Below are 21,144 nucleotides of genomic sequence, written 5' to 3' on the forward strand. Positions count from 1 at the left end.
GTACTCAGACGACGCTTACGATTAGTGCACCGTAAACGCAATTTCAATAAATAAAAAAAGGGCCAGCCAATTGGCCAGCCCTTCTTAACAGGATGTCGCTTAAGCGAAATCTTAGTTAAGACGCTCTTTGATACGAGCAGCCTTACCAGTACGCTCACGCAGGTAGTACAGTTTAGCTTTACGAACAGCACCACGACGTTTGACAGAAATGCTGTCAACTACCGGAGAGTGAGTCTGGAAGACACGCTCAACGCCTTCGCCGTTGGAAATTTTACGAACAGTGAATGCAGAGTGCAGACCGCGGTTACGAATAGCGATAACCACGCCCTCGAATGCCTGCAGACGTTTTTTGGAACCTTCAACAACCCATACTTTCACTTCCACGGTATCACCCGGACGGAAGGAAGGTACGTCCTGCTTCATCTGCTCTTGTTCAAGTTGCTTAATAATGTTGCTCATAATTTAATCTCTTATCCTGGGTAAACTGATATCTCGGGGGCTTACGCCATCCCATCATGTTTATGTTGCTGTTGTGCGTGTTCCGTTTTGAACTCCGCCAGCAACCTTGCTTGCTCTTCAGTCAGAGCCAGGTTTTCCAGAAGTTCAGGTCTTCTAAGCCAGGTACGGCCCAGCGACTGTTTCAAACGCCAGCGACGTATCTCGGCATGGTTGCCCGACAGTAACACTGACGGAACTTCCATCCCTTCTAACACCTCAGGCCGCGTATAGTGCGGGCAATCCAGCAATCCTTCAGCAAAGGAATCTTCCGTTGCTGAGGCTTCATGTCCCAGTACTCCCGGAATAAACCGGGAAACAGAGTCAATCAGCGTCATTGCTGGTAACTCACCACCACTGAGAACGTAATCGCCGATTGACCATTCTTCGTCAATTTCGGTTTGGATCACGCGCTCATCTATACCTTCGTAGCGACCGCACACCAGAATCAATTTTTGATTCGTTGCCAGTTCGCTGACGCCCGCTTGATCAAGCTTGCGTCCCTGTGGTGACAGATAAATCACCTTTGCGCCTTCACCCGCCGCGGCTTTTGCTGCATGAATGGCGTCCCGCAAAGGTTGCACCATCATTAACATCCCCGGTCCGCCACCGTAAGGACGATCGTCCACGGTACGGTGCCGGTCATGCGTGAAGTCGCGAGGACTCCAGCTCTGGATGCTCAGCAGGCCATTTTTAACTGCCCGGCCAGTTACCCCGTAATCGGTAATTGCGCGGAACATTTCAGGAAACAGGCTAATTATGCCAATCCACATAGCGCCGTCTTTTACCGTTTATCCGGTGGTTTAAAAACCAGGATCCCAATCTACTTCGATTGAACGAGTAGTGAGATCGACTTTCTTGATAACCTGCCCATCGAGGAACGGTACGAGACGTTCCTTGATACCAAACGCATCTTTCAGGTTTGCCTTAATGACGAGAACGTCATTGGATCCGGTTTCCATCATGTCAATGACTTTACCGAGATCGTAGCCTTCAGTGGTTACTACCTGGCAGCCCATCAGGTCTTTCCAGTAGTAGTCGCCCTCTTCAAGCTGAGGCAGTTGCGATGAATCCACGACAATTTCACAATTCGTCAGAAGGTTCGCCGCATCACGATCGTCAACGCCTTTCAGCTTGATGATCATGTCCTGATTGTGGTGCTTCCAGCTTTCCAGCTGGACTTGCTGCCACTGACCCGCCTTCTGGATAAACCAGGGCTGATAGTCAAAAATGCTTTCGGCGTCTTCGGTGGAAGAAAACACTCTGAGCCACCCACGAATACCGTAAGACGAACCCATTTTTCCCAAAACGATGGGATCAACAGGTGCTTGCGCGGTGAGTTGTTTGCTCATCATGACCACCGTGACAGATTAAGCTGCTTTGTTTACTTCTTTGATCAGCGCAGCAACGCGATCAGAAATAGTTGCGCCCTGGCCAACCCAGTGAGCGATGCGATCCAGATCCAGGCGAGTGCCTTCTTCTTTTTCGCTAGCGATTGGGTTGAAGAAACCAACGCGCTCGATGAAGCGACCGTTGCGTGCATTACGGCTGTCAGCGACAACAACCTGGTAGAACGGACGCTTTTTAGCGCCGTGACGTGCTAAACGAATAGTTACCATAACATCCTCTTGTGTGAATAAAACAACCGGACCCCATCGAGGAACGGAGTCCGGTGTCATATTAAAAGCCCGAAAATTTTACTGATTTCTGGAGAAAATGCAATCAGCAGTTAATAACTCTGTCGCATAAGGTCATTTAGCGACCAGGAAATCCCGGTGGCATCATCCCTTTCATGCTTCTCATCATCTTCGCCATTCCGCCCTTCTTCATTTTCTTCATCATGCGCTGCATGTCGTCGAACTGCTTCAGAAGGCGGTTAACGTCCTGCACCTGCATACCGCAACCGGCAGCGATACGACGCTTACGCGAACCTTTGATGATTTCTGGCTTAGCGCGCTCTTTCATCGTCATCGAGTTGATGATGGCTTCCATACGCACCAGCACTTTATCGTCCATCTGCGACTTGACGTTATCCGGGATCTGCCCCATGCCCGGCAGCTTGCCCATTAGGCTGGCCATGCCGCCCATATTTTTCATCTGGCGCAGCTGCTCAAGGAAGTCGTTGAGATCGAAGCCGTCGCCTTTTTTCAGCTTGCTGGCTAATTTCTCTGCCTGCGCACGGTCAACTTTGCTTTCGATATCTTCGATCAGCGACAGAACATCGCCCATGCCGAGAATACGGGAAGCGATACGGTCCGGGTGGAACGGCTCCAGCGCCTCTGTTTTCTCGCCAACACCGAGGAACTTGATAGGCTTGCCAGTGATGTGACGAATAGAGAGCGCCGCACCGCCGCGGGCATCGCCGTCCACTTTGGTCAACACTACGCCGGTAAGCGGTAACGCTTCATTGAATGCTTTTGCCGTATTGGCAGCATCCTGACCGGTCATGGCGTCAACCACAAACAGGGTTTCAACCGGATTAATCGACGCATGGACTTGTTTGATCTCGTCCATCATCGCTTCGTCAACGTGCAGACGACCGGCGGTATCCACCAGCAGAACGTCGTAGAATTTCAGTTTGGCTTCTTTCAGCGCCGCGTTAACGATATCTACCGGTTTCTGACCAACATCAGAAGGGAAGAAATCAACGCCCACCTGCTCTGCCAACGTCTCAAGCTGTTTGATTGCCGCCGGACGATAAACGTCGGCAGAAACAACCAGCACTTTCTTCTTGTGCTTCTCGCGCAGGAACTTACCGAGTTTGCCCACGCTGGTTGTTTTACCGGCACCTTGCAGGCCCGCCATCAGCACGACCGCAGGCGGTTGCGCAGCCAGATTCAGGGTCTGGTTCTCTTCGCCCATCGCCGCAACCAGTTCGTTACGGACGATTTTGACGAACTCCTGCCCCGGCGTCAGGCTCTTATTAACTTCATGACCAACCGCTTTCTCTTTTACGCGATTGATAAACTCACGCACTACCGGCAGAGCGACGTCCGCCTCCAGCAGCGCCATGCGCACTTCGCGCAGCGTATCTTTTACGTTGTCTTCAGTGAGGCGTCCACGGCCACTGATATTGCGCAGCGTGCGCGACAAACGATCGGTTAAATTATCAAACATTGTCTCTCGCCTGGGGTGGAAACGGTTGGCCGCAATCGCGACACATCATCAGTATTTTGCCGCAGTATAACATGAAGGCGTCTTTGTTGTTATGCAACGGTTGGAGCAGCGTTCACCTGACGCTATACTGCTTCTCTTTCTTATTGCTCAAACTGTCGACATTACTATGCCCGTTTTTGCTCTGCTCGCGCTTGTCGCCTACTCCGTCAGTCTTGCGCTGATTGTTCCCGGTCTGCTGCAAAAAAACGGCGGCTGGCGGCGCATGGCTATTATTTCTGCGGTCATCGCGCTGGTCTGCCACGCAATCGCTCTGGAAGCCCGCATCCTGCCCGACGGTGATAGCGGACAAAACCTCAGCCTGCTGAATGTTGGTTCATTGGTCAGTTTGATGATCTGTACGGTAATGACCATTGTGGCTTCTCGCAATCGTGGCTGGTTGCTGCTACCCATTGTCTATGCCTTTGCGCTTATCAACCTGGCGCTGGCGACCTTCATGCCCAATGAATACATCACCCATCTGGAAGCCACGCCCGGGATGCTGGTGCACATTGGCTTATCGCTCTTTTCCTACGCCACGCTGATAATTGCCGCCCTGTACGCGTTGCAACTGGCATGGATTGATTACCAACTGAAGAACAAAAAGTTGGCATTCAGTCAGGAAATGCCGCCATTGATGAGTATCGAGCGTAAAATGTTCCATATTACGCAGATTGGCGTGGTGCTGTTAACGCTTACTCTTTGCACTGGCCTGTTCTACATGCACAACTTATTTAGCATGGAAAATATCGACAAGGCTGTGCTCTCTATCGTGGCGTGGTTTGTCTATATTGTGCTGCTGTGGGGACATTATCATGAAGGATGGCGTGGACGCCGCGTCGTCTGGTTTAACGTCGCGGGTGCAGTCATTCTGACACTGGCCTACTTCGGCAGCCGAATTGTTCAGCAGTTAATCAGCTAAACCCAGAAAAGGAGTTTCCCCTGGAACACATTTCTACTACTACGTTGATCATTATTCTGATCATCATGGTGGTCATTTCAGCCTATTTTTCCGGGTCCGAAACCGGAATGATGACACTCAACCGCTATCGTCTGCGGCATATGGCAAAACAGGGCAATCGCTCGGCCAAACGCGTCGAAAAATTGCTGCGTAAGCCAGACCGCCTGATAAGCCTGGTGTTAATCGGCAATAACCTGGTCAATATTCTTGCCTCCGCGCTCGGCACTATTGTTGGGATGCGTTTGTACGGCGATGCGGGCGTGGCAATTGCGACTGGTGTGCTGACTTTTGTCGTACTGGTTTTTGCTGAGGTATTGCCGAAAACCATTGCCGCGCTGTACCCGGAAAAAGTCGCTTATCCGAGTAGTTTTCTGTTAGCACCGCTGCAAATTTTGATGATGCCGCTGGTCTGGTTGCTGAACGCTATTACCCGCATGTTAATGCGCATGATGGGCATCAAAACCGATATCGTGGTTAGCGGCTCTTTGAGCAAAGAAGAGTTGCGCACCATCGTGCACGAATCGCGCTCACAAATTTCCCGTCGCAATCAGGATATGCTGCTTTCGGTACTCGATCTGGAAAAAATGACTGTCGATGACATCATGGTGCCGCGCAGTGAAATTATCGGTATTGATATCAACGATGACTGGAAATCGATTCTGCGCCAACTCTCCCACTCACCTCACGGGCGCATCGTGCTCTACCGTGATTCGCTGGACGACGCCATCAGTATGCTGCGTGTGCGTGAAGCCTGGCGGTTGATGTCGGAGAAAAAAGAGTTCACCAAAGAAACCATGCTACGCGCCGCGGACGAGATCTATTTTGTCCCGGAAGGCACGCCACTCAGCACGCAGCTGGTCAAGTTTCAGCGCAACAAAAAGAAAGTCGGCCTGGTCGTCAACGAGTATGGAGACATTCAGGGGCTGGTGACGGTTGAAGATATTCTGGAAGAGATAGTCGGTGATTTCACCACATCCATGTCGCCAACACTTGCCGAAGAAGTCACTCCGCAAAACGACGGTTCGGTGATTATCGATGGCACCGCCAACGTGCGAGAAATTAACAAAGCCTTTAACTGGCATCTACCGGAAGATGATGCTCGAACCGTTAATGGCGTCATTCTTGAAGCGCTGGAAGAGATCCCTGTCGCTGGCACCCGCGTACGTATTGGCGAGTACGATATCGATATTCTCGACGTTCAGGACAATATGATTAAGCAGGTAAAAGTTTTTCCTGTAAAACCGCTGCGCGAGAGTGTGGCGGAGTAACGAAAACGGCCCGGCATTCGCATGCTGGGCCGTGATTTATTACGAAAACAAAAATTAAGCTTTTGCTTTCGCTACAGTAACCATCGCCGCACGAATCGTACGACCGTTCAGCGTATAACCCTTCTGCATAATGCCCAGTACGTTACCTGGCGCAACGTCATCAGATTCCACCATTGCGATGGCCTGATGCACATTCGGGTCCAGCGGCACGTTAGTTTCGGCGATCACTTCAACGCCAAACTTACGCACAACATCCAGCATCGACTTCAGCGTCAGCTCAATGCCTTCAACCATCGCGGACATATCCGGGTTAGCTTTATCAGCCACTTCCAGCGCACGATCCAGGCTATCAATCACCGGCAGTAATTCGTTGATGAATTTCTCCAGCGCGAATTTGTGGGCTTTTTCGATATCCAGTTCAGTACGACGACGCAGGTTTTCCATTTCGGCTTTTACGCGCAAAATACCGTCACGTTCACGGGTCTGAGCTTCAGCCAGCTGAGCTTCGAGATTCGCAATTTTTTCATCGCGCGGATCCACCTGCTCAGCAGAAGCTTCTGGCTCAACTGCCTCAATCTCTTCGTGCTGATCCATGATAATTTCTTCCGGGGCTTGCCCCTCAGGCGTTTTCTGTTCTTTACTACTCATGAATTTCTCCGCGTTTTTTTCGCATTCATCTCGCTAACTTCGCTTATTATGGGGATCAGTTTCAGGGTTTCAAGGGAAGCACTCACATTGTCATCAATCTTCGCAACAAGGACCTCGGAAAAATGAATAATCATTTCAAGTGTATTGGCATTGTGGGACACCCACGGCACCCTACTGCACTGACAACACATGAAATGCTCTACCGCTGGCTGTGCACAAAAGGTTACGAGGTCATCGTTGAGCAACAAATCGCTCACGAACTGCAACTGAAGAATGTGAAAACTGGCACGCTCGCGGAGATTGGGCAACTGGCTGATCTCGCGGTAGTTGTTGGAGGCGACGGTAATATGCTGGGCGCGGCGCGCACGCTCGCCCGTTACGATATTAAAGTTATTGGAATCAACCGTGGCAACCTGGGTTTCCTGACTGACCTTGACCCCGATAACGCCCAGCAACAATTAGCCGATGTGCTGGAAGGCCACTACATCAGCGAGAAACGTTTTTTGCTGGAAGCACAAGTCTGCCAGCAAGATTGCCAGAAACGCATCAGCACAGCGATTAACGAAGTGGTACTTCACCCAGGCAAAGTTGCGCATATGATTGAGTTCGAAGTATATATCGACGAGATCTTTGCGTTTTCTCAGCGTTCCGATGGTTTGATTATTTCGACACCTACAGGCTCCACTGCCTATTCCCTCTCGGCAGGGGGACCAATACTGACGCCTTCTCTGGATGCAATAACCCTGGTGCCAATGTTCCCGCATACGTTGTCAGCGCGGCCGCTGGTGATAAACAGCAGCAGCACTATCCGTCTGCGTTTTTCGCATCGCCGTAACGACCTGGAAATCAGCTGCGACAGTCAGATAGCACTGCCGATTCAGGAAGGTGAAGATGTCCTGATTCGTCGCTGTGATTACCATCTGAATCTGATTCATCCGAAAGATTACAGCTATTTCAATACATTAAGCACCAAGCTCGGCTGGTCAAAAAAATTATTCTAATTTTACGCCAGCCTCTTTACTGTATATAAAACCAGTTTATACTGTACACAATAACAGTAATGGTTTTTCATACAGGAAAACGACTATGTTGGCACAACTGACCATCAGCAACTTTGCTATCGTTCGTGAGCTTGAGATTGATTTTCACAGCGGCATGACCGTAATAACCGGTGAAACCGGCGCGGGTAAATCTATTGCGATAGATGCCCTCGGCCTTTGTCTCGGTGGTCGCGCTGAAGCCGACATGGTGCGTACCGGCGCTGCTCGCGCTGATCTGTGCGCCCGTTTTTCACTGAAAGATACACCAGCGGCTCTGCGTTGGCTGGAAGAAAATCAACTGGAAGATGGCCGTGAATGCCTGCTTCGTCGCGTAATCAGTAGCGATGGTCGCTCCCGTGGTTTCATCAACGGTACAGCTGTTCCTCTGTCACAACTGCGCGAACTGGGTCAGTTGCTGATTCAGATCCATGGTCAGCACGCTCATCAATTACTCACCAAATCCGAGCACCAAAAATTCCTGCTTGATGGCTATGCCAATGAAACCTCTCTGCTCCAGGAAATGACCGTACGTTATCAATTGTGGCATCAAAGCTGCCGCGACCTCGCGCACCATCAACAACTAAGTCAGGAACGCGCCGCCCGTGCGGAACTGCTGCAATACCAATTAAAAGAACTTAACGAATTTAATCCGCAGCCCGGAGAGTTTGAGCAAATTGACGAAGAGTACAAACGTCTGGCGAACAGCGGTCAATTACTGACTACCAGCCAGAATGCATTGGCATTAATGGCCGACGCTGAAGACGCAAACCTGCAAAGTCAGCTTTACACGGCTAAACAACTGGTGAGCGAATTGATTGGCATGGACAGCAAACTGTCCGGCGTACTTGATATGCTGGAAGAAGCTACCATCCAGATTGCTGAAGCCAGCGACGAACTGCGCCACTACTGCGATCGCCTGGATCTCGATCCCAACCGTTTGTTTGAACTTGAACAGCGCATCTCAAAACAGATTTCGCTGGCACGTAAACATCACGTCAGCCCTGAGGCATTGCCACAGTATTACCAGTCGCTACTGGAAGAACAGCAGCAACTGGATGATCAGGCCGACTCACAAGAAACGCTCGCGCTGGCGGTAACGAAACATCATCAGCAAGCACTGGAAACGGCACGCGCGTTACACCAGCAACGCCAGCATTATGCAAATGAGTTGGCACAGCAGATCACCGATAGTATGCATGCACTCTCTATGCCACATGGGCAGTTTACGATTGATGTTAAATTTGACGAGCATCACCTGGGTATTGACGGTGCCGATCGTATTGAGTTTCGGGTAACCACCAACCCAGGTCAGCCAATGCAGCCTATTGCCAAAGTCGCATCCGGTGGTGAATTGTCCCGCATCGCATTGGCAATCCAGGTCATTACCGCGCGTAAAATGGAAACCCCGGCACTGATTTTTGATGAAGTGGATGTAGGGATTAGCGGCCCGACAGCGGCAGTCGTCGGCAAACTGCTACGTCAGCTTGGCGAATCAACCCAAGTGATGTGCGTTACCCATTTGCCGCAAGTCGCAGGATGCGGTCATCAACACTATTTTGTCAGCAAAGAAACCGATGGCGCGATGACCGAAACTCATATGGAGTCGCTGGACAAAAAAGCGCGGTTACAGGAGCTGGCGCGCCTGCTTGGTGGCAGTGAAGTCACACGTAACACACTGGCGAATGCGAAAGAACTGCTTGCGGCGTAAACTTTTTTCCTGCTTCACGGTCAGAGTAAACAGCAAAACGCCGTAAGACCGGAAAGCAAAAGGTTTTAAAGTGATGAAAGGTCTATTATCATCGGCATATTACAGATGAGCCACGTACTGCTCGGGCCCGAAAAGGAATCAAATCACTATGCGCTGTAAAACGCTGACTGCTGCAGCAGCAGTACTATTGATGTTGACCGCAGGCTGTTCCACTCTGGAGCGAGTGGTTTACCGTCCTGACATCAACCAGGGGAACTATCTGACCGCTAACGACGTATCCAAAATACGTGTTGGCTTGACGCAACAACAAGTTGCGTACGCATTGGGTACACCGCTGATGTCCGATCCATTTGGTACGAATACCTGGTTCTATGTGTTCCGTCAGCAACCAGGTCATGAAGGTGTAACGCAGCAAACGCTGACGCTGACCTTTAACAGCAGCGGTGTGTTGACCAATATTGATAACAAACCTGCGCTGACTGGCAACGAATAAAATTTGCCGTTTATAGCGATTAAAAAAGGTGCTCAGTGAGCACCTTTTTTCTGGCTGTTATTTATTCGCCGATTTTTCTGCTCGTTGCCTGCGAAGCTCTTTCGGATCGGCAATGAGAGGACGATAAATCTCCACCCGATCGCCATCATGCACGGTATCGCTCAGTTTTGCTGGGCGGCTGTAAATGCCGACTTTGTTTTTAGTTAAATCGATATCAGTTCGCAGTTCCAGCAAACCACTTGCACGAATCGCCTCTTCAACCGTCGCGCCCTCCTGCAATCTTACCCGTTGCAGGTATTGTTTCTCGGGTAATGCGTAAGCCACCTCAACGGCAATTTTACCTGGCACTGTAGACCTCTTTTGCACGAACAGTAAAAGCCTGCACCATATTAGCTGCCAGCTCTTTAAACACACGGCCAAAGGCGAGTTCAATCAACTTATTGGTAAACTCAAAGTCGAGATGAAACTCAATACGGCACGCATCCTGGCTCAACGGCGTAAACTTCCAGCCGCCGATCAATTTCTTAAACGGTCCATCAACCAGACTCATGAGGATACTTTGGTTACTGGTCAACTGGTTGCGGGTTGTAAACGTTTTGCTGATCCCAGCCTTAGACACATCTACCGCAGCGGTCATCTGCCCAGGAGTGGACTCCAGAATCCGGCTTCCAGTACACCCTGGTAAAAACTGAGGATAAGACTGAACGTCATTCACTAACTGATACATTTGCTCCGCGCTGTAGGGTACCAGTGCGGTCCGGCTAATCTGAGGCATAACAATTTCCATCAACAAAAATCCAACAAATAATATCATTTATCCTGCAGTAAAAAAAACGCTATCCCGGCGCTGGGTAACATCCGGTTCATGCTAAGATAGAGCCTTGTCCCCCGCAGGATTGATATGGGGTATTTTCGATTTCAGATTACCGATGATTCACGACGCTTATGACGAAGAAAAAAGCACATAAACCTGGTTCAGCGACCATCGCGCTTAACAAGCGCGCCCGTCACGAATACTTTATTGAAGAAGAGTTCGAAGCGGGACTTGCCCTGCAAGGCTGGGAAGTTAAATCCCTGCGCGCAGGAAAAGCCAATATTAGCGACAGCTATGTCCTTCTGCGCGACGGAGAAGCGTTCCTGTTTGGAGCAAACATCACGCCGATGGCAGTGGCTTCCACGCACGTGGTGTGCGACCCTACTCGCACCCGCAAACTGCTTCTCAACCAGCGCGAACTTGACTCTCTCTATGGCCGAGTGAACCGTGAAGGTTATACCGTAGTGGCGCTCTCCCTGTACTGGAAAAATGCCTGGTGCAAAGTAAAAATCGGCGTCGCGAAAGGTAAGAAACAACACGATAAACGTTCTGATATCAAAGAACGCGAATGGCAGGTTGATAAAGCACGTATCATGAAAAACGCGCACCGTTAAACCTATATAAGCGATACTAATCAAATCTTCACCGCGCCTCCCTATCCGGTGGCGCGAATGAACATCTTGTCGACTGTCAAATCTGACACTGATGTAGCCATCCCATTGCTTAATCGAAGAAAAATCATACTATGCAGGTGCTAATTCCAGGATGATAACGCCTTTGGGGCTAGTCATGGCGCTCAAAAATCTGGTATACTTAACGTTACACATTGGGGCTGATTCTGGATTCGACGGGATTTGCGAAACCCAAGGTGCATGCCGAGGGGCGGTTGGCCTCGTAAAAAGCCGCAAAAAATAGTCGCAAACGACGAAAACTACGCTTTAGCAGCTTAATAACCTGCTTAGAGCCCTCTCTCCCTAGCCTCCGCTCTTAGGACGGGGATCAAGAGAGGTCAAACCCAAAAGAGATCGCGTGGAAGCCCTGCCTGGGGTTGAAGCGTTAAAACTTAATCAGGCTAGTTTGTTAGTGGCGTGTCCGTCCGCAGCTGGCAAGCGAATGTAAAGACTGACTAAGCATGTAGTACCGAGGACGTAGGAATTTCGGACGCGGGTTCAACTCCCGCCAGCTCCACCACCTTTAGCAGGACAGTGCAAGGACAGCACCAGCAAAAACATGAAGTTAGCAGTTCCGGCAGGACACCGACCAGACGGTAGTGGGACAAAAAAGGATACGTAAAGGAGCCGCGGCTCCAAAACAAACAAGCCAGCCTCTAAAGGGCTGGTTTTTTTGTGCCATAAATCTGCAGCATGATTTTCGCCTGATCGACGCAGCCATTAACTTGACACTGTATATATAACCAGTTAAATATAACTGGTTATTCAACCAGTATAGGAGCTATCAAAATGCGTGTCGAAATCAGTATTGCCAAAGAAAAATACGGAAAGTTACCGAAAACTGCGCCTTCCGCACTTCAGGAAGAAATGACAAAGCGCCTGAGTAAACAATACCAGGACATTGAAGTTATCGTTAAACCAGCTGGAAGCGATGGTCTATCTGTCTTCCGTGCAGCGGATAAAGATGAAGCCCGGAAGAACGTGGAAAAAATGCTTCAAGAAGTCTGGGAGTCGGCAGATGACTGGTTCTTCTGATATAAAATAGCTGCTCTATAACTCTAATAACCCCAAAAGACATTGACACCCAGCCCCGATAGGGTTACTATAACCCCATCAAAACAACACAGAGAGCCGGAGGATGGATAGCAGGAATGCAATAGCAATGATTGAAGCCGATGGGTGGTATCTGGTTAGAGTAAAAGGCAGTCATCACCAGTTTAAGCACCCAGAGAAAAAAGGGCTGGTAACGGTGAAACATCCACAGAAAGACATACCGCTACCAACACTCAAAAGTATCAAAAAACAGGCGGGGCTTTAAGCCCCACCTACTGGAGGTAAAATGTTATATCCCGTTGCTATTGATAAAGGCGATTCATCCTTCGGCGTTCGCGTGCCTGATATTCCCGGCTGCTTCTCTGGTGGCGACAACTATCAGGATGCGATTGAGAGTGTCCGCGAGGCTATCGACGCACATATCGAATTACTAGTGGAAGATGGCGAAGCTGTGCCGCAAGCCACCAGTGTGGAAAACTGGTTGGCCGATCCCGATTATGCTGGTGTGGTGTGGGCGCTGGTTGATGTGGACGTTACCCGGTTGATGGGGAAGGCGGAAAAAATCAATGTCACTCTTCCTTCGCTGCTGATCCGCCGTATCGATCAGTTTGTCGCTGCACACCCTGAGTACGGTAGCCGCTCGGGATTCCTGTCCCGCGTGGCAGCTGATAAAGTGATCGGACGCGAAAAACGTTAAGCCTCGCAAGAGGCTTTATCAATAAATGGATTGGCTATATCGGTAAATGATGAAAAGTAAAATCGAATCTATTCAAATATTACGTGGATTAGCTGCGTTGTCAGTAGTGCTGTTCCATTATCGCTTTTATCTGGTGCCTGATGGCGCAGACAGAACGATACCAGATCAGTTATTCGGTTGGGGAGCAATAGGTGTTGATCTCTTCTTCGTAATCAGTGGCTTCATCATGGTATATGTGACACATGATAAGGCACCCGGCCTCAAATCAAGCATCAACTTCGTAGTAAACCGGCTAACGAGAATTATTCCAGCGTATTATATTATTCTTTTATTTGCTTTTTTAACTAGTGGCGCGATGAGTACGTTTCACTACTCAGATAAAACGGCAAACCTTCTTAGCGCTCTAACCTTTCATCCTTACCTTACTGATCCTGCTCCATTATATATAGACAGCAACAGTATGTATAATATTAGATGGACTCTTAATTATGAGCTGTACTTCTATTTAGCATTCTCAATATGCTTGCTTTTTAAAAACAGATTTATAGCATTGGGGTTATGGTTTTTAACTCCACTGGCTGTTGTTTATTTTCTGATGCCAGAACTGACATTTTCTACAGGCGGATATAATTTCCATTCTGTTTCGGCTCGATTTTTAACAAATCCGATAATACTTGAATTTGGAATTGGTGTTCTTGCAGGTTATGCGTACATAGCATTAAACAAAAAAATAAAAATTAAAAGCTGCATACTCTCTTTTGTCTGTCTGGTTCTGATTGCCGCGGGCATTATCAATCATAAACTTGGTGGCTATAGTTTGCTATCTGCACTTTCTTTCTTCTTCTTGGTTTTGTTGTTTGCCCTACAAAATGATTACATTTTAAAATTTACACCACAATTTTTCATCGTACTCGGAAACATATCATTTTCATGGTACTTGCTACACAACCCCCTTGCATATTTCATATCACGCTATATCGAAAAGATAACCCCAGGAATTATGCATAACACTATTGGATTTATGATTTTATTATTTACATCCATGACCATGGCTTATTTTTCACATAAATACATTGAAATTAAATTAACCAACAAAATTCGCGTACTCCTATCAAATAAATATAAAACGGTTAATACCTAAACTAATAAAACCTGCCAATGCTTAGATACAAGGGCAGGTTTTATTGATGAAATTAATCAATATGGTGTAATCGGCCACTCAATAACAGGTGCTTCACTAGTATCCACGCGGCTTAACAGCACACGATATTTTTTCCACAACTGCAATTGTGCAGTTTCTTCATCAGTGGCCATGTCGAGGTCAACTGCATCCTGAAGAGGGGATATTGATTTATTGGCTGCGTCAATTAATTTCACTTTTGTAGTTTCAGCTATAGCAACCAGCTCCTCAGCCGAGGGGATGCGAGGCACTACATCAACACCATTAAAAACCCACCCCCCACCCATATTAAAGCCCTCAGGGAGAGGGCCTTCAACCTCGGCAACGCTCATGTCTAATGGAAAAAATGCTGATACAGGAAAAATATTTCCGCGTCCTGGTAACGGCTTATCAACGACAGAGCGAACAACATTATTTTTGTCATACATGACTTTTATCGTGTATTCTGAAAATAACTCCTGACACTCATACCAGTCTTGTCCATCCTCAGAACACAAAAATTGCGGCATTACGCCCTCAGGGTTAGTGAATTTTTTCTTTTGAACATCAGTTGGTTCTACAAGAGTAAATCTTTTAATATTTTGCATTTAATTATCCTGAGATTGTCACCCATGCATTGTTAATATATTTCTGTATAGGTTTGTAAGTGGCATAATCGATGTTGTCAATGAGGCTATCCTCTTTACCTGAGTCAGTAAGTCCGGTAATAACGCACCCGGCAGGTACATTGATATACGCACTTCCGCTAATATTGACGCCTCCTACTGAAGCGGCAGCTCCTAATTGTATTGATGAAACAAAATTAGAGCTTGCCCAATCCTGCCGCGCAAGGTAAACAACATTTCCAGAGTTCGCATTTCTCATGTAAGGGAGTGATTCATTATTTGACGCAAAACCAGCATAACTCACACTATCACGCATGATGTAACGCTCGTCAAAATTCGAGAAGCTACCTGGCCGCACCTGTCCTGGAAATGACAAATTACTTCCAATATCAAAATAAAACTCAGCACTCTGCCCATTATCGCCGATGATCTGGATAACCGCCTGCCCAAAATCGGCCTGACCACTACGCAACGCGCCAAAACTAACAGCCGAACCGAATCCATAAAAATCTGTTTGTGTTACTCCTTTGCAAATTGGCTGGTATTGTGAAACACCTTTTGGTGTCGTGAACGGGAATCCCGTACAGAACGGCGCAGTAGGATTGGTATACTGACCGGCAAAACCACCAGCTCCTTGCCAGAAATTGGCACGTGTTTTGTAATATCTGGCATTATCTAGATAATCGACGCTCCCCCCAAAAGACGTTATAAAACTGGACCAATCCGACCACGTTTTAACATCCCCATTTTTTGTTCGAAATTTAAATATGCCCGGAGTTGAATAACTCGCGGCAAGTTGGACATTATAATCACCACCCAGCCCAGCATAATCAAGTACAGATGCCTCATATCCAGGAGAGTGCGCAGCTGAAGCATAGACGAAACTAACAGAATTCGCAGGTAGATTATTGGTATCAGTAATAGCAGAATTGATCGCACCGTTCGCAAAAGCAGAGCGTAATGCAAGTGCGTTACCATTAACCAACACCCGACCTGTAGTGACATCATCTTTGGATGTCTGCACATCTCTTATCGCTGCTGTTTTCAATTCAAGATTTGCCCGGGCAACTGATTTATCTACAAGATCAGACAGGTTGTTTTTACGAAGTAAGGCATCCGGCACGGCATTTGTAATAAGCTGGACAATCGCTTCATATAGCTGATCATGTTGTGATTTGTTCAGTGCAATGCCGGATTTCTCAATAACGCTACAGATTTCCTCCTGCACAGCATCCCACATATCGCTGTTGAGATCCGTTGCACGTCGACCAGTTGCAGGATCACCATTGGTAAAACCGTTTTTACCCGGACCAAATTTGTCAGTCTGGGCGGTGGAAGTATCAATTCGATGCATCTTCTTCTCCTTCCTGATAAGCAAAAACAACTACTGTGTGAGAGGGACAAAGCTTATCAATCACACACTCGGCTACGGTGTCGCCCCACGTTCTGATCGCTGAATCGCAAGTACTGGCGCAGGTCTGCCAGTTGATGTTGGCGTCGGAGGGGATATTGACACGCCAGTAATAACGCCAGAATTCTCCCCATTCAGGATCCGGCGAGCTGTCCAGATTCTGAAACTGTTCAATAGTGGCTGTGGTATACCCAAGCGCATCCAGTTGCTCACGATAAAACCTTTCGTTAATACCACCTGATACGTTGGCTTTTGCATCCAGACGTTGCTGTCGCTGCTGCAACGTCTGTACACCATCGGGTGCGCAGGAGTCAGGCAGTCCGTAAAGTTTTTCGTAACGATCTATCAATTCTGTCGTTTTTGCTGGGTCAATCTCTGTCATCAACTCAGCTGCGCGCTGATGCACACGAGTAAGTGAAGGAGCCAGCCCATCAAGCAACGCATTTTTACCTTCCCATGCCGGGCCTGGCGGTAAAAGATGGTATAAAAGCTGAGCGTATTCATCATCCAGTGCCATCGTTATCCATCTGCCTCCGTATAGGTTCCCCATGTTATGTCCCCCAGAACAGGTAGTTCAGTCTGCCCCAACACGACGTCTATGGTCGGTGCGCGCAACTGGTGTGCCACTTCCCCCGTAGCCAGACTGATTGCTTCGCTTATACGCGACAGATAGACCTTCCCGGACGGCTGACCATCACGAAGCATGAGCGAATTCAGTTCAGCGGTGACCGCCGTGCGGATTTCAGGCGTGTCTTTTGCCAGGGCGATTGTCATCGGGATAACATGCTCAGTTGCAGCAAAGACAAACAAGCCGCCGCCGGCAACAGGTGCAAGTGGCAGGATATGCGCGCGCACTGACTGTACAACATCATCTGCAGGTGCCGGGTTAGCAGGATCACTGGTGGCAACCATCACGCCAACGGTACCCGTCCCCTGATAATGACGGAACGTCCAGGCGCGGGTAATTCCGGCAATTTCTTTCGCCCAGATGATGTAGTCCGGATCTGCGCCGCCCTGCGGGATCCAGTAATAGCGCTCCATCACGCGCGCACGCCACGTCTCCAGTTCCTCCACATCATCCCCACCGTTCAGCGTGTCGGCGTACCCGGTGGATGGAATACCGCTAATCGGCGTGCCCAGGCGCAACGCAATGCCGTCGTCAGTATTCCAAGCCCTCCCTGCCACATCGGCAACAACTGGCACACGTAACAGGCCGCCGGAGGCTTTAACGGTTTGGGTAGTGGTAAAAGTAACCTGATCGTCGCGCTGGATCTGCGTGCCAGCCGGCAGGGTTGGTGTACCGCCTAGCCCATCCCAGCGGATAAACCCCGTCGCGGCAACAGCATCTTTTCGTGGACAGCGCCTGATGCGTGCGTGGCGATAAAGCCAGTCCTCATCGCACAAATCAGGCAGCATGTTGCGGGCCAGATAATCAAGATAGCCATACAGCGTATGTACAGCGGCGGCCTGCACCCTTCCATAGACTTCCGCATCCATGCGCCGCAATACCGCATCCTGCTTAAAGCGCGTCAGTAAATCGCTGCGAATAGTGGCGATCAACTGCGGGAGTTCAGGGCGTGCAAATTGACTGTCAGCCATTCAGTTCGCTCCAGATATCATCAAAGGTAATGTTGTGAATGGCCCCGTCCCGCTGGTAAACCGTTACGCCAGCGGCCAGTGTGTCTATTCCGGTACGCTCAGAGGTCACATCAATGCGCGCCGCCACACCGTCCTCCGTCATCCATGCCAGCGCCTGCTGCATGTATTCGCGGGCGTCATGCGGGGTTTTGTTGGTGAGTTTCCGGCGTTTCAGCAGATACAGACGTGAGCCGATACGGTCATTCTGAACCGTGGGCCAGGTATCGCCCCACCAGCCGTATGGCTGCGGGGTTTTATCGTCCCGCTCAGCGCGGCGCCACGTGAAAAGAGAAATCACCACGGCGCGCGTCAAAAGGTCGAGCGGATCCGTGGCATCCTTTCGGATTCCATTAACATAGAGGATCATAGTGTCAGCTCATGGGTTGGTCTGGCTTGTTGGTCGTTCCACCACCGTCGCCGTTTTCTTTATGGGTGTGGCCGTTATACGTTACGCGCATTTGAGCCATAGTTTTACCGCTACCATCGCAGTTATCTTTGATGTCGCCAGTGGATTCGATCGGCATTTCAAAGCGGGCTTTAGGGGCGTTTTTGAACACGATTGGCTTCCCGCCACCATCAACAACGATCCCGGCGCGGGTTAATGTAACGGACTGGCCCTGGTCGTCATAAATGGCAACCTCGCCGCGGGCAAGACCTTTAAGCCGGTATCGCCTGTCGGCAACAATAACCGCCATGCCGTGGGAGCGGTCGCCACCGGGAAACAGCACCACTGCCTCAGCACCGTTTTGCGCGGCGGAGGTGAAACCATAAGGTTCAAGATGCTCAACCCCTTCCTTGGAGTCACCGGCAATCAGCTTCAGCCCGGCCGCCTGGCATTTTTTCGCGGTATCGAGTGCGGTAATAACAGCGCGGGTCACAATATTCTGTAGGGAGTTATTCATCAGAAATCGATCTCTCCACTGGACTTCTTCTTCGCCTTCGGCTTTGTCGGCTCAGGCAGATAAGCATCAGCCGGCCCAACCCTGATTTCAGTGATCGTGCCGTTATTGTCCTGACTGTAAGTCACCTCGGCGATCACCAGCGTTTCATTATCAAAACCATTCAGCGGGTCATAAACCACTACGGACTGATTTGGCTTCCACAATTCCCCGTTCCCCTGGCGCCAGCCCTGTACGGTGTAGGTTGTCTCCTCCGTTTTAGCTGCACGCTGGCGCGCCTCGAACTCACAGCGGGATTTGCAGCTGTCGGTAGTGGCCGTGCCGGACTGCTGGAGAGTATGAGGGCGGTAGCGGGTTACGCCAGAATCAGTGGTGCTCTGGCGAATAGCGGCAATCGTGGCCTCACCAAAATCATCGTCAGTGCCGGGGCGCTGCCCGGTGACAAGATAGCTGGAAAAGCGGTCGCGCACGCTACGCTCGGTATCGCAGGACATGATATTATCCCCCAGCACCAGCGCTGTGACGGCTTTGGCACTTCCGGGTGTACCCAGCACCAGCCGCCCCTGCTCATCGTCATACGCCAAAGCCTGAACCTGGCCCAGCAGGCGATTAAGGCAATCCACTACCGTTTCACCATGCTCAGGCTGAGCATCAATCACAGCCGTAGCTGGTGCACCGGCATCAACAACGTCAACACCGAATGGCTGAGCCAGCGAGCTGGCAATACGAAACAAATTTTTCCCGCTCTGTTGAGCAGGCGCCGCGCTGCAGTCAATAAGATCGGCTGTTTTGCTTCTGCCAACAATACCGCGGGTAATACTGCTGGCGTCGTAACGCAGCGGCAGCGCTTCAACCCACCCAGTTATCACCAGATTTTCACCAATCAACACCTCTACCTTATCGCCATTTTTAATCTGCAGGGTGCCATCAGGGCTACCGGGCCACTGGCTGGTAATCGCAACGTTGAAATCCCGGGCAATACGATCGATGCCGGCACTGATACGAACCGATGTCCAGCCGCCCCATTCGCGCCCGTTGATGCGCAAAAAAACAGTATTATTCATCGTACCGGTACCCTCAGCGGTTCAACCGGCACAAAGCCGGGATGGCGGACAGGATTACGGGTCAAAATGTCAGATTCACGCCCGGCGTCGTCATACCAGACAGCGGCCAGTACCAGAGCGGGCAGAACATCATCCGGCGTTCTCTGTGCTGTACGCTCTACCTGCGCCAGCCGCGCCGAAATATCACGGTTCAGGTCTGTACGCATCGTGGATATCTGCTGGAACAGAGAATCGTCACTGATCCGCAACTGCTCCTGGTCTATTGCCGCATTGAGCGCTGCCCGGATGTCAGTGAGATCGTCCCAGTTTGGCGGCGGACTGGCGCGGCTGACTATCTGCATACCATCAAGCGCCGGGTGCGTGACAGTGATAATGTCCGAATCGCTTGTCGTTCCGGTAATTTGGCCTGACGAGACACGCGGCTGCGCCAGCGTCGTCACAGCAACAGTGGCCGTACTGATAGCCGTTGCCCGAATGGCCGCCGCGACCAGATTACTCTGCGTTTTTTGGGTGACCACAGAACCAGAGTCAGTGGACCAGGTGCCACGCGGCGAAAGACCAGGATCCAGCGTAATACCGGACAGGGTTTTTATCATCGTGACCAAATCGGAGGTATCACCACTAAGACGATCGCCCGCCCGCCAGGCTTTCTGAAGCGCTCTGACAAAATCATTCGCTGTGCTGGGCGGCATCAGAATGACCGATAAATCTCCCTGCAGCAGCCGCATGGCCGCCGACACGCCGGAATCGACCATTTTGAATGCTTCGGAAACGGTATTGATCATCGCCGTGGCATCGGCAATCACGTCATTCTGGATAAAGTCCGGAATACCGGAGAGGCCAAACGCGGAGAACATACTGTCAATGGCATCGTCAAACAGCCCGCCTGACTCATCAAGGCGCTGCGCCGTCGCCATGCCCGCAACCGGGAAGGTTAACTCTCCGCTCTCCACAAACTCGAACGAAATGCGCGCCATGCGCCCTTCTGCACTGCTGTGTGACACCTTCACAGTGCCGTTTATACTGCCCTGCATTTCACCATACTGAGGGTGAACCAGTGTGCCGGGGCCGTTCGTCTCCACAGCGGCAATCAGGCGATCCCGCTGGTCAGCATAATCGCCGCCGATCACGTAAGCATTGATGGTCAGCCTGCGCGCCGCTCTACCAAGATCCTCCGTGTAGGGCTTATCCCTGTTGGGATATTCGTGCAGCTGTACCCGGCGACCAAAGGATGCGTCATCGTCCTCTACAGAGAAAGGCACACCCCGAAATGACGCATCGCGCAGGCGATCGCGCCAGTCTGGCGTAGAAAAAAATGCCATGGTTTCACCTTTTGAAGGAACCGC

General features: G+C 50.1%; 26 protein-coding genes and 1 other RNA gene. 11 read left to right on the top strand and 16 right to left on the bottom strand.

Annotated elements, in window-relative coordinates; translation table 11 throughout:
• Nucleotides 1-111: 111 nt before the first annotated feature.
• From rplS to ffh, 5 genes are all read right to left on the bottom strand, one after another.
• Nucleotides 112-459, bottom strand: coding sequence for a 50S ribosomal protein L19 (rplS, locus tag FEK66_RS22715; protein WP_000065253.1), 348 nt, complete (start codon nucleotides 457-459; stop codon nucleotides 112-114).
• 41 nt (nucleotides 460-500) lie between these two features.
• Nucleotides 501-1,268, bottom strand: a complete 768-nt coding sequence (gene trmD / locus FEK66_RS22720) for a tRNA (guanosine(37)-N1)-methyltransferase TrmD (RefSeq protein ID WP_000264781.1) — start codon at nucleotides 1,266-1,268, stop codon at nucleotides 501-503.
• Between the two features lie 30 nt (nucleotides 1,269-1,298).
• Nucleotides 1,299-1,847 (bottom strand): ribosome maturation factor RimM, encoded by a 549-nt coding sequence (gene rimM, locus FEK66_RS22725; RefSeq protein ID WP_000043330.1) that lies wholly within the window; start codon nucleotides 1,845-1,847, stop codon nucleotides 1,299-1,301.
• A gap of 18 nt (nucleotides 1,848-1,865) precedes the next feature.
• The gene (gene rpsP / locus FEK66_RS22730) at nucleotides 1,866-2,114 is read right to left on the bottom strand and encodes a 30S ribosomal protein S16 (protein WP_000256450.1); all 249 of its coding nucleotides are present in this window, start codon (nucleotides 2,112-2,114) and stop codon (nucleotides 1,866-1,868) included.
• Nucleotides 2,115-2,250: 136 nt separating this feature from the next.
• Entirely contained in the window at nucleotides 2,251-3,612 is a 1,362-nt protein-coding gene (gene ffh / locus FEK66_RS22735) for a signal recognition particle protein (protein ID WP_000460035.1), read from the bottom strand.
• Between the two features lie 166 nt (nucleotides 3,613-3,778).
• Here ffh and FEK66_RS22740 point away from each other — a divergent pair, with 166 nt between their 5' ends.
• Both FEK66_RS22740 and FEK66_RS22745 read left to right on the top strand, forming a co-directional pair.
• On the top strand, nucleotides 3,779-4,570 hold the full coding sequence (locus FEK66_RS22740; protein WP_024165303.1) for an inner membrane protein YpjD: 792 nt from the start codon (nucleotides 3,779-3,781) through the stop codon (nucleotides 4,568-4,570).
• Between the two features lie 20 nt (nucleotides 4,571-4,590).
• Entirely contained in the window at nucleotides 4,591-5,877 is a 1,287-nt protein-coding gene (locus FEK66_RS22745; protein ID WP_010723175.1) for an HlyC/CorC family transporter, read from the top strand.
• A 54-nt stretch (nucleotides 5,878-5,931) separates the two neighbouring features.
• On the opposite strand, the gene grpE is transcribed toward FEK66_RS22745, so the two are convergent.
• Nucleotides 5,932-6,525, bottom strand: coding sequence for a nucleotide exchange factor GrpE (gene grpE, locus FEK66_RS22750; protein WP_001296310.1), 594 nt, complete (start codon nucleotides 6,523-6,525; stop codon nucleotides 5,932-5,934).
• A 122-nt stretch (nucleotides 6,526-6,647) separates the two neighbouring features.
• Between grpE and nadK the strand changes: the two genes are divergently transcribed.
• The 3 genes from nadK (at nucleotide 6,648) to bamE (ending at nucleotide 9,766) form a co-directional block, all read left to right on the top strand.
• A complete protein-coding gene (gene nadK / locus FEK66_RS22755; RefSeq protein ID WP_001059169.1) occupies nucleotides 6,648-7,526 on the top strand; it encodes an NAD(+) kinase in 879 nt (292 codons plus the stop codon).
• An 85-nt stretch (nucleotides 7,527-7,611) separates the two neighbouring features.
• Nucleotides 7,612-9,273, top strand: coding sequence for a DNA repair protein RecN (gene recN, locus FEK66_RS22760; RefSeq protein WP_138211552.1), 1,662 nt, complete (start codon nucleotides 7,612-7,614; stop codon nucleotides 9,271-9,273).
• A gap of 148 nt (nucleotides 9,274-9,421) precedes the next feature.
• Nucleotides 9,422-9,766, top strand: a complete 345-nt coding sequence (gene bamE / locus FEK66_RS22765; protein WP_138211553.1) for an outer membrane protein assembly factor BamE — start codon at nucleotides 9,422-9,424, stop codon at nucleotides 9,764-9,766.
• A gap of 57 nt (nucleotides 9,767-9,823) precedes the next feature.
• Here the strand turns inward: bamE and FEK66_RS22770 are convergent, their stop codons facing one another.
• Both FEK66_RS22770 and ratA read right to left on the bottom strand, forming a co-directional pair.
• The gene (locus FEK66_RS22770) at nucleotides 9,824-10,114 is read right to left on the bottom strand and encodes an RnfH family protein (protein WP_064529893.1); all 291 of its coding nucleotides are present in this window, start codon (nucleotides 10,112-10,114) and stop codon (nucleotides 9,824-9,826) included.
• Nucleotides 10,104-10,541, bottom strand: a complete 438-nt coding sequence (gene ratA, locus FEK66_RS22775; protein WP_001339419.1) for a type II toxin-antitoxin system toxin RatA — start codon at nucleotides 10,539-10,541, stop codon at nucleotides 10,104-10,106. The genes FEK66_RS22770 and ratA overlap by 11 nt, the downstream gene beginning before the upstream one ends.
• A gap of 170 nt (nucleotides 10,542-10,711) precedes the next feature.
• Here ratA and smpB point away from each other — a divergent pair, with 170 nt between their 5' ends.
• From smpB to FEK66_RS22805, 6 genes are all read left to right on the top strand, one after another.
• Complete coding sequence (smpB, locus tag FEK66_RS22780) at nucleotides 10,712-11,194, top strand: SsrA-binding protein SmpB (RefSeq protein ID WP_000162574.1); 483 nt, start codon at nucleotides 10,712-10,714, stop codon at nucleotides 11,192-11,194.
• 214 nt (nucleotides 11,195-11,408) lie between these two features.
• Nucleotides 11,409-11,771, top strand: a transfer-messenger RNA (tmRNA) gene (gene ssrA, locus FEK66_RS22785).
• Between the two features lie 269 nt (nucleotides 11,772-12,040).
• A complete protein-coding gene (locus FEK66_RS22790) occupies nucleotides 12,041-12,286 on the top strand; it encodes a DinI-like family protein (RefSeq protein ID WP_138211554.1) in 246 nt (81 codons plus the stop codon).
• Nucleotides 12,287-12,389: 103 nt separating this feature from the next.
• Nucleotides 12,390-12,569, top strand: a complete 180-nt coding sequence (locus FEK66_RS22795; RefSeq protein ID WP_171023573.1) for a type II toxin-antitoxin system HicA family toxin — start codon at nucleotides 12,390-12,392, stop codon at nucleotides 12,567-12,569.
• A gap of 21 nt (nucleotides 12,570-12,590) precedes the next feature.
• On the top strand, nucleotides 12,591-13,001 hold the full coding sequence (locus FEK66_RS22800; protein ID WP_138211556.1) for a type II toxin-antitoxin system HicB family antitoxin: 411 nt from the start codon (nucleotides 12,591-12,593) through the stop codon (nucleotides 12,999-13,001).
• Nucleotides 13,002-13,047: 46 nt separating this feature from the next.
• Entirely contained in the window at nucleotides 13,048-14,142 is a 1,095-nt protein-coding gene (locus FEK66_RS22805) for an acyltransferase (protein ID WP_240783248.1), read from the top strand.
• 56 nt (nucleotides 14,143-14,198) lie between these two features.
• On the opposite strand, the gene FEK66_RS22810 is transcribed toward FEK66_RS22805, so the two are convergent.
• From FEK66_RS22810 to FEK66_RS22845, 8 genes are read right to left on the bottom strand one after another with little or no spacing between them, the layout of a single operon-like run.
• Nucleotides 14,199-14,768, bottom strand: a complete 570-nt coding sequence (locus tag FEK66_RS22810; RefSeq protein WP_138211557.1) for a tail fiber assembly protein — start codon at nucleotides 14,766-14,768, stop codon at nucleotides 14,199-14,201.
• A 4-nt stretch (nucleotides 14,769-14,772) separates the two neighbouring features.
• Nucleotides 14,773-16,140, bottom strand: a complete 1,368-nt coding sequence (locus tag FEK66_RS26100) for a hypothetical protein (protein ID WP_240783249.1) — start codon at nucleotides 16,138-16,140, stop codon at nucleotides 14,773-14,775.
• Nucleotides 16,127-16,714, bottom strand: coding sequence for a putative phage tail protein (locus tag FEK66_RS22820; protein WP_138211558.1), 588 nt, complete (start codon nucleotides 16,712-16,714; stop codon nucleotides 16,127-16,129). The genes FEK66_RS26100 and FEK66_RS22820 overlap by 14 nt, the downstream gene beginning before the upstream one ends.
• Nucleotides 16,715-16,716: 2 nt before the next feature.
• Nucleotides 16,717-17,796 (bottom strand): baseplate J/gp47 family protein, encoded by a 1,080-nt coding sequence (locus tag FEK66_RS22825; RefSeq protein WP_138211559.1) that lies wholly within the window; start codon nucleotides 17,794-17,796, stop codon nucleotides 16,717-16,719.
• Nucleotides 17,789-18,202, bottom strand: a complete 414-nt coding sequence (locus FEK66_RS22830) for a phage GP46 family protein (RefSeq protein WP_138211560.1) — start codon at nucleotides 18,200-18,202, stop codon at nucleotides 17,789-17,791. Before FEK66_RS22830 ends, FEK66_RS22825 begins: the two co-directional genes overlap by 8 nt.
• 4 nt (nucleotides 18,203-18,206) lie before the next feature.
• On the bottom strand, nucleotides 18,207-18,737 hold the full coding sequence (locus tag FEK66_RS22835) for a phage baseplate assembly protein V (protein ID WP_171023574.1): 531 nt from the start codon (nucleotides 18,735-18,737) through the stop codon (nucleotides 18,207-18,209).
• Nucleotides 18,737-19,798, bottom strand: coding sequence for a phage baseplate assembly protein (locus tag FEK66_RS22840; protein ID WP_138211562.1), 1,062 nt, complete (start codon nucleotides 19,796-19,798; stop codon nucleotides 18,737-18,739). The genes FEK66_RS22835 and FEK66_RS22840 overlap by 1 nt, the downstream gene beginning before the upstream one ends.
• Entirely contained in the window at nucleotides 19,795-21,120 is a 1,326-nt protein-coding gene (locus tag FEK66_RS22845; protein ID WP_138211563.1) for a DNA circularization N-terminal domain-containing protein, read from the bottom strand. Before FEK66_RS22845 ends, FEK66_RS22840 begins: the two co-directional genes overlap by 4 nt.
• Between the last annotated feature and the right edge of the window lie 24 nt (nucleotides 21,121-21,144).

Source organism: Escherichia sp. E1130 (genome assembly GCF_005781065.1).
In the GTDB taxonomy this organism is placed as follows: Bacteria; Pseudomonadota; Gammaproteobacteria; order Enterobacterales; family Enterobacteriaceae; genus Escherichia.

What these genes read in the sequence shown, in the direction of transcription:
- FEK66_RS22820 (WP_138211558.1), bottom strand. Translation starts at nt 16,714, where the DNA reads ATGGCACTGGATGATGAATACGCTCAGCTTTTATACCATCTTTTACCG.
- FEK66_RS22800 (WP_138211556.1), top strand. Translation starts at nt 12,591, where the DNA reads ATGTTATATCCCGTTGCTATTGATAAAGGCGATTCATCCTTCGGCGTT.
- rimM (WP_000043330.1), bottom strand. Translation starts at nt 1,847, where the DNA reads ATGAGCAAACAACTCACCGCGCAAGCACCTGTTGATCCCATCGTTTTG.
- FEK66_RS22825 (WP_138211559.1), bottom strand. Translation starts at nt 17,796, where the DNA reads ATGGCTGACAGTCAATTTGCACGCCCTGAACTCCCGCAGTTGATCGCC.
- FEK66_RS22805 (WP_240783248.1), top strand. Translation starts at nt 13,048, where the DNA reads ATGATGAAAAGTAAAATCGAATCTATTCAAATATTACGTGGATTAGCT.
- FEK66_RS26100 (WP_240783249.1), bottom strand. Translation starts at nt 16,140, where the DNA reads ATGCATCGAATTGATACTTCCACCGCCCAGACTGACAAATTTGGTCCG.
- nadK (WP_001059169.1), top strand. Translation starts at nt 6,648, where the DNA reads ATGAATAATCATTTCAAGTGTATTGGCATTGTGGGACACCCACGGCAC.
- smpB (WP_000162574.1), top strand. Translation starts at nt 10,712, where the DNA reads ATGACGAAGAAAAAAGCACATAAACCTGGTTCAGCGACCATCGCGCTT.
- rpsP (WP_000256450.1), bottom strand. Translation starts at nt 2,114, where the DNA reads ATGGTAACTATTCGTTTAGCACGTCACGGCGCTAAAAAGCGTCCGTTC.
- ratA (WP_001339419.1), bottom strand. Translation starts at nt 10,541, where the DNA reads ATGCCTCAGATTAGCCGGACCGCACTGGTACCCTACAGCGCGGAGCAA.
- FEK66_RS22740 (WP_024165303.1), top strand. Translation starts at nt 3,779, where the DNA reads ATGCCCGTTTTTGCTCTGCTCGCGCTTGTCGCCTACTCCGTCAGTCTT.
- rplS (WP_000065253.1), bottom strand. Translation starts at nt 459, where the DNA reads ATGAGCAACATTATTAAGCAACTTGAACAAGAGCAGATGAAGCAGGAC.
- recN (WP_138211552.1), top strand. Translation starts at nt 7,612, where the DNA reads ATGTTGGCACAACTGACCATCAGCAACTTTGCTATCGTTCGTGAGCTT.
- FEK66_RS22790 (WP_138211554.1), top strand. Translation starts at nt 12,041, where the DNA reads ATGCGTGTCGAAATCAGTATTGCCAAAGAAAAATACGGAAAGTTACCG.
- FEK66_RS22840 (WP_138211562.1), bottom strand. Translation starts at nt 19,798, where the DNA reads ATGAATAATACTGTTTTTTTGCGCATCAACGGGCGCGAATGGGGCGGC.
- FEK66_RS22830 (WP_138211560.1), bottom strand. Translation starts at nt 18,202, where the DNA reads ATGATCCTCTATGTTAATGGAATCCGAAAGGATGCCACGGATCCGCTC.
- bamE (WP_138211553.1), top strand. Translation starts at nt 9,422, where the DNA reads ATGCGCTGTAAAACGCTGACTGCTGCAGCAGCAGTACTATTGATGTTG.
- grpE (WP_001296310.1), bottom strand. Translation starts at nt 6,525, where the DNA reads ATGAGTAGTAAAGAACAGAAAACGCCTGAGGGGCAAGCCCCGGAAGAA.
- trmD (WP_000264781.1), bottom strand. Translation starts at nt 1,268, where the DNA reads ATGTGGATTGGCATAATTAGCCTGTTTCCTGAAATGTTCCGCGCAATT.
- FEK66_RS22835 (WP_171023574.1), bottom strand. Translation starts at nt 18,737, where the DNA reads ATGAATAACTCCCTACAGAATATTGTGACCCGCGCTGTTATTACCGCA.
- ffh (WP_000460035.1), bottom strand. Translation starts at nt 3,612, where the DNA reads ATGTTTGATAATTTAACCGATCGTTTGTCGCGCACGCTGCGCAATATC.
- FEK66_RS22845 (WP_138211563.1), bottom strand. Translation starts at nt 21,120, where the DNA reads ATGGCATTTTTTTCTACGCCAGACTGGCGCGATCGCCTGCGCGATGCG.
- FEK66_RS22795 (WP_171023573.1), top strand. Translation starts at nt 12,390, where the DNA reads ATGGATAGCAGGAATGCAATAGCAATGATTGAAGCCGATGGGTGGTAT.
- FEK66_RS22810 (WP_138211557.1), bottom strand. Translation starts at nt 14,768, where the DNA reads ATGCAAAATATTAAAAGATTTACTCTTGTAGAACCAACTGATGTTCAA.